The following is a 5345-nucleotide window of genomic DNA, read 5'->3' as shown; positions in this document are numbered from 1 at the left end:
TTTTTTTCAGCGATACCTTATTAGCCAGCATCTCCTATTCCAGATCAGAGAAGATGACATCAGAAAAAAAAGTTCTCATTGTGATTGCCCCCCGAAATTTCAGGGATGAAGAACTCACTGAACCGATCAATTATCTCATGCAGTCAGGCATCCCCTATGAAGTGATCTCCACCACCCGTGGACTGGCAGTAGGAATGCTTGGAGGGACCATGATGATCGAGCGGACCATCAGTGAAGTAAACAAAGATGAGATCAGTGGTTATGCAGGCATCATGATTGTGGGTGGCGGAGGAGCACCCGAATATCTCTGGAACGATCAATCACTGCTTGAACTGGTCAGAAAGTTCGACCAGCAGCGAAGCATTGTGAGTGCCATATGTCTGGCCCCTGCTATTCTTGGTCAGGCAGGTGTTCTGAAGGATAAGAAGGCAACTGTCTGGAATGATGATCAGGCAATTGAACAGATCAGGAAAGGTGGCGGGATCTTTACCAGCAGTCCGGTGGTAGTTGATGGACGAATCATCACTGCAAACGGGCCCTTGGCGGCAGCAGCATTTGGTGAAAAAGTTGCCAAAGCCGTGCGTGATTCATAACGGTCGGGAGAGATCAGATCCTGGGATCATAATTCGGTAATTCCCCCGTTCTCGGTGATTACGGGGATCGCCCGAATACAATTCTTTACTGAAAAAAGAGTAGCCGGGATATAGCCGCTTAATTGCGGAACGAGATGTGAACATCCATTGAGTCTGCACCAAAGAACTCACGACAGAAATCAGCGGTGAGTTGAGGAGCATACTCCTTGCAGGAGAATATATCAATATATGCAGTGTTGGTCTCATTTGCAAAGTGAGCAGTGATACATGAGGTCTCGATCAGTTGGGTCATCGAGTACCCTGCCACGCGCTCACAGGGACCAAAGTTGATGATTTGAGGTTCCCCAAACCGGTTCATCTTGATCAGGTCGCAGAGATCAACTACAAACTTACGGATCTTACCCGCATCGCGGATACTCTCCGGGTTACAATTTCTCAAATCCACACTCATGTACAGACCCCAGGCATTACGGGCCTTAAACTCTTCCATAGTCTCCTGATCTGACTTTGGTGGGACTGATGCCATTCCCTCTCTGGTTGGAACAAGTACGTCAATCATGGTTGTATCTCCTGATTACTGTATCACGTGTATCCCTCAGCATTTAAGATTTATGCTGCACAAAACATGCCAAATCAACAATCATTGCGTTTTGACCTTTGATTTTTAATTTAGGCTGATTTTGAACGAACTGATTCAAAAATCTCGATTTTGCCTTGAAATAAAAAAAAAAGCCCGAGGTACAATTTTGAACTTGATGCAAAATCGAGCGAATCAAAATCATGCCGTTTTTGACAGAGGCGCGGCTTCAGGTGCGATTTTGTGATGCCTGAATTGAGAATAAGCAAATTATACCGAAATTTAGGTGAAAAGGGGTGAGATTTTAGATTTTTTTCTCGCTGAAAAAAACAAAAATCTGCCCTTTTTTGTCCGACCCGCAGATGACATAAGCAAACAGATAGCTGAACAGATTCAACAAGGCAATCACAACGGTGGTGCCGCACTCAACCTGCAAAAAAGGAGCAGTACTGCGGGCACCTCATAGGAGCAGTACGATGAGTGAGGAGACAGGGGTCATCCCTGACGCCTCCGCGAGAAGACGAACGGAAGCAGGAGCATTACGGCAATGATAAGCCAGAACTGAGCAAATATGCCCAGCAGATTCTCCTGGTTGGCATCATAAAACCTGACATCAAAATATCGGGTCGTATCCCAGGTGATAACCGTCTGATTCTCACTCCGGTTCGTACGGGATCCACCCGGCTGCAGGGAGGTCAGGAGGGGATTGTCAACCTTGTACCGGTCTGGCAGGATGATGGATACTGACCCGGGTTCTGGTAACTGGCTCTGGAAGGTATTTCCTGACAGGACACCGTCATAGATAATACTATAATTCCCTTTAGGGAACGTAATCCCTCCACGCTCCTGAGTGTATGTGGTATTTACCCCGTTCTGAAAGAGGGTCACATTCCGTACCGAAAGTGGAATCCGCTCACCAAGCATCCCACTCTGGACAAACTCAAACCTATCGGTACCATTTACTACTGCCTCAGCATGGTAATCCGTCCCGTTCGCACCGATCTGATAGGTAACCTGCAGAGCGGCAACAGGCAGGACAAGAAGCACCAGGATCAGAGTTGTAACGCAGCCAGTAATGATTCGAGCGTTGCTTCGCATTCGACTGGGGGAGCACACTGTTTTATCACCGTTTCAGGGTCTTTCAGAAGATGGCCGGTAACCACACAGACCACCCGTTCATCCCGGTCGATAACCCCTGACTCAACCAGTTTCTTCACACCTGCCACCGATGCAGCTGATGCAGGCTCAACACCAATACCCTCCTTACGGGCAAGGTCACGCTGCATGGCAAGGATCTCTTCATCGGTAACTGAGTCGGCAGTCCCACCACTACCACGAATCGCAGTGAGAACTTTTTCAGCATTTACCGGCGCACCGATTCGAATAGCGGTAGCTACTGTCTCCGGGCTGGCTTCAGGAACCACTTCAGGCAGTCCTTCACGGATTGCCCTGACCACCGGCTGCGATCCGGCAGCCTGAATACCGGTCATCATGGGCATTTTGTCAACAAATCCAAGGGCTTTAAGTTCCAGAATTCCTTTGTAAACTGCGGAAATGTTTCCGGCATTGCCGACCGGAAGCACCATCCGGTCCGGCACTGCTCCATCCAGTTGATCGATCACTTCAAACCCGATTGTCTTCTGCCCTTCGAGACGGTACGGGTTGACCGAGTTCAACAGATAGATACCCTTGGCCTCACACAGGGCACGGACCATCTCAAGCGCCTGGTCAAAGTTCCCTTTGATCGAGATGACCCGTGCACCGTGCATGAGTGCCTGCGCCACCTTGCCGAGTGCAACTTTACCGGCCGGCAGCAGGACGATGGTTGGAATACCTGCTTTGGCCCCATAGACCGCAAGTGAAGCTGAGGTGTTACCGGTACTGGCACAGGCAACCGAACTCATACCCAGTTGAAGCGCCATGGAAACACCGACAGTCATCCCACGATCTTTAAAGGAGCCTGAAGGATTCATCCCCTCATGTTTGGCATAGAGTTCCTTCATCCCAAGTTCATTACCGATCCGCTTTAAGTGATAGAGCGGAGTACCACCCTCCTGAAGTGTTACCGGTTCACGCTGTACCGGAAGGATCTCACGATATCGCCATACTGAGAGAGGACGGGAGAGCCATTCCCTGCGGGTGATATTGACAGATGCCAGATCATATCTGACCTCGAGGAGATGACCGCATTTTTTACAGGTATATAGAACCGTGTCAGCCGGATATGACTCACCGCACTTGACACATACGAGATCAAACATGGTACCTGAGGTTAGTGCTCGATCTACTTCATAATGTAGGGAAAAACAGATATCAGTGAGGGGTTACCGCTCCATACGAAAAAAAGAAGTTACGCAGACTTGCCAGAGAACTCTTCTCTTATCTGGGTGACCCTCATCTCCTGAAACTTCAGGTTTGTCTCCATACTCCTGATTGCAATATTGATATCATCAGATAGTTTCATGGAGGGATCGGAGAGATCATAGGTGGTAGAGAGAAGTTTTAGTAGGCGTTTGCTGATCTCAACACTTTTCACTAGGCGCCCGTACTCGTTAATGAGGGTCTCCTCAAATCCTCCTTCCTTTGCCTTGGCCATGTCATCCTGGATCTGCTGCCTCCGGTTGATAACCCCTTCAATCGCAGAATAAAGTTCTGAATGAGTAACAGGCTTGAGAATATAATCCTCAATATACATCCCGTATTCCTGGGCTTCCTGGGGGGTCAGTTGTTTAGCCGTGAGCATCATGACGGGGATATCTTTGGTTGCAAAGTTCTGCTTGATCGCGACCAGTGTTTCCCAGCCATCCATTGGCTCCATCATGATATCCAGTAAAATCAGATCAGGCGTCACACTCTTCAGCAGTTCTATCCCTTCCGGACCACTGTTAGCAGAGTAAACCGTATATCCGCCCCGCTCAAGCATGGTCACAAAGATATCAACGATGAACGGGCTGTCATCGATAACCATTATCGTTGCCATCAGAAACTCCCCCCGACATCCTCAGCGATCTCATGCAACGTTGCAGTTACGGTTGCCATATCAGCGGACGGATCAATCAGAGTCGTGAGCAGGATCTTATCCCCGGCTCCCATGATGATCAGTATTCCATCAGAGGACTGGATGGTGACCATATCAGGCGACTGAATCTTAATGATTACTGCTGCAGACTCTGCTGATGCAAGCAGGGTAGCACACATCGCTGCAAACCATGCTTCATTAAAATCACCTGCGGCATGTTTCCCCAGCATGATCCCGTCGCGGGAGACAAGTGCACAAAGCCGTACCCCCTCTACCTTTGTGATATCCTCAATGATACCGGCTATCTTCTCCTTGAGCATGACTGGGCCCCGTATTATCAAATAACTACGGTATTATCTCCGATCTACATATTTAATATTTTGTCTTTATCCCTCGGTAAAAAGGACGAACCAGCATAATCAAAACCAGACACATCGATCTTTTCATCAAATTAAAATGTGCGTTAATGGCCGACCAGACTATTCATGGGTCAAAGAGTGGCCGATATCTATATAGATTGCAAAACAGGGTAGATCTAAACAAGTAAGTACATATGTCAGAGGTGAGAAAATAGTATGGACTTGGGGCCATAGGGTAGCCTGGCATCCTAGGAGACTGGGGGTCTTCTGACTCGAGTTCGAATCTCGATGGCCCCATTACCCTTTTTTCAGGAGTTTCCCATGCATCATGATGATCGCTGTTTTGACTGTCTGTTATCTCGTGTCATGCTTGAAGCAGAACTCGTCTCGGTACCCGAAGAGAAATATCAGGCCCTTATAGGGCACGCAACAAAACTTCTCACCTTTCTTCAGGGTACCCCATATACCCATCCGGTTGTAGCCAGCCTGCTCCACCGGTCAGTCTATTTCCAACTCGACACCACTGATCCATTTCTTGCACTCAAAGAACAGTCAAACCGTGATGCAGCTGCTGTCCTTGATCTGGTCAGCGAAAACCTCACCAATTTTAGAGATCTGGTTACTGCAGCAGTGATCGGAAATATTTTTGATTACGGAGTAAAAGGTCACACCATTCAGGAAGATTTTCTCAGTTTTTTCAGGCAGGAGTTCGCTTCAGGATTGTTTGTCGATGACACGAAAAAGATCCTGCCTCTGTCACAGCGCGTTTTGTACCTTACCGACAATTGTGGAGAGAT

Annotated in this window: 7 protein-coding genes and 1 tRNA gene; 3 read left to right on the top strand and 5 right to left on the bottom strand. The window is 48.2% G+C overall.

The window, feature by feature from the left end:
• A partial coding sequence (locus LUQ50_RS11860; protein WP_300040045.1) for a DJ-1/PfpI family protein occupies window positions 1–593 on the top strand: 593 nt, incomplete at its 5' end.
• 118 nt (window positions 594–711) lie between these two features.
• Here the strand turns inward: LUQ50_RS11860 and speD are convergent.
• The 5 genes from speD to LUQ50_RS11835 form a co-directional block, all read right to left on the bottom strand.
• Window positions 712–1152: an S-adenosylmethionine decarboxylase gene (speD, locus tag LUQ50_RS11855; RefSeq protein WP_300040044.1), complete on the bottom strand. Its 441-nt coding sequence runs from the start codon at window positions 1150–1152 to the stop codon at window positions 712–714.
• A 513-nt stretch (window positions 1153–1665) separates the two neighbouring features.
• A complete protein-coding gene (locus LUQ50_RS11850; RefSeq protein WP_300040043.1) occupies window positions 1666–2217 on the bottom strand; it encodes a DUF5803 family protein in 552 nt (183 codons plus the stop codon).
• A gap of 5 nt (window positions 2218–2222) precedes the next feature.
• On the bottom strand, window positions 2223–3431 hold the full coding sequence (thrC, locus tag LUQ50_RS11845; RefSeq protein WP_300040042.1) for a threonine synthase: 1209 nt from the start codon (window positions 3429–3431) through the stop codon (window positions 2223–2225).
• 89 nt (window positions 3432–3520) lie between these two features.
• Window positions 3521–4150 carry a response regulator gene (locus tag LUQ50_RS11840; RefSeq protein WP_300040041.1) on the bottom strand — a complete coding sequence of 210 codons (630 nt, stop codon included), beginning with the start codon at window positions 4148–4150 and terminating at the stop codon, window positions 3521–3523.
• Window positions 4150–4530: a roadblock/LC7 domain-containing protein gene (locus LUQ50_RS11835; protein ID WP_300040040.1), complete on the bottom strand. Its 381-nt coding sequence runs from the start codon at window positions 4528–4530 to the stop codon at window positions 4150–4152. The genes LUQ50_RS11840 and LUQ50_RS11835 overlap by 1 nt, the downstream gene beginning before the upstream one ends.
• A 242-nt stretch (window positions 4531–4772) precedes the next feature.
• Here LUQ50_RS11835 and LUQ50_RS11830 point away from each other — a divergent pair.
• Together LUQ50_RS11830 and LUQ50_RS11825 are read left to right on the top strand one after the other, a co-directional pair.
• Window positions 4773–4845 (top strand) — tRNA-Pro (locus LUQ50_RS11830).
• Window positions 4846–4869: 24 nt separating this feature from the next.
• Window positions 4870–5345, top strand: a 476-nt coding sequence (locus tag LUQ50_RS11825; RefSeq protein WP_300040039.1) for an ARMT1-like domain-containing protein, incomplete at its 3' end; no start/stop codon positions are given.

The organism is Methanospirillum sp. (genome assembly GCF_028679455.1).
In the GTDB taxonomy this organism is placed as follows: Archaea; Halobacteriota; Methanomicrobia; order Methanomicrobiales; family Methanospirillaceae; genus Methanospirillum.
Note: the sequence above shows the minus strand (reverse complement) of the source record. Positions and strands in the feature narration are given on the sequence as shown.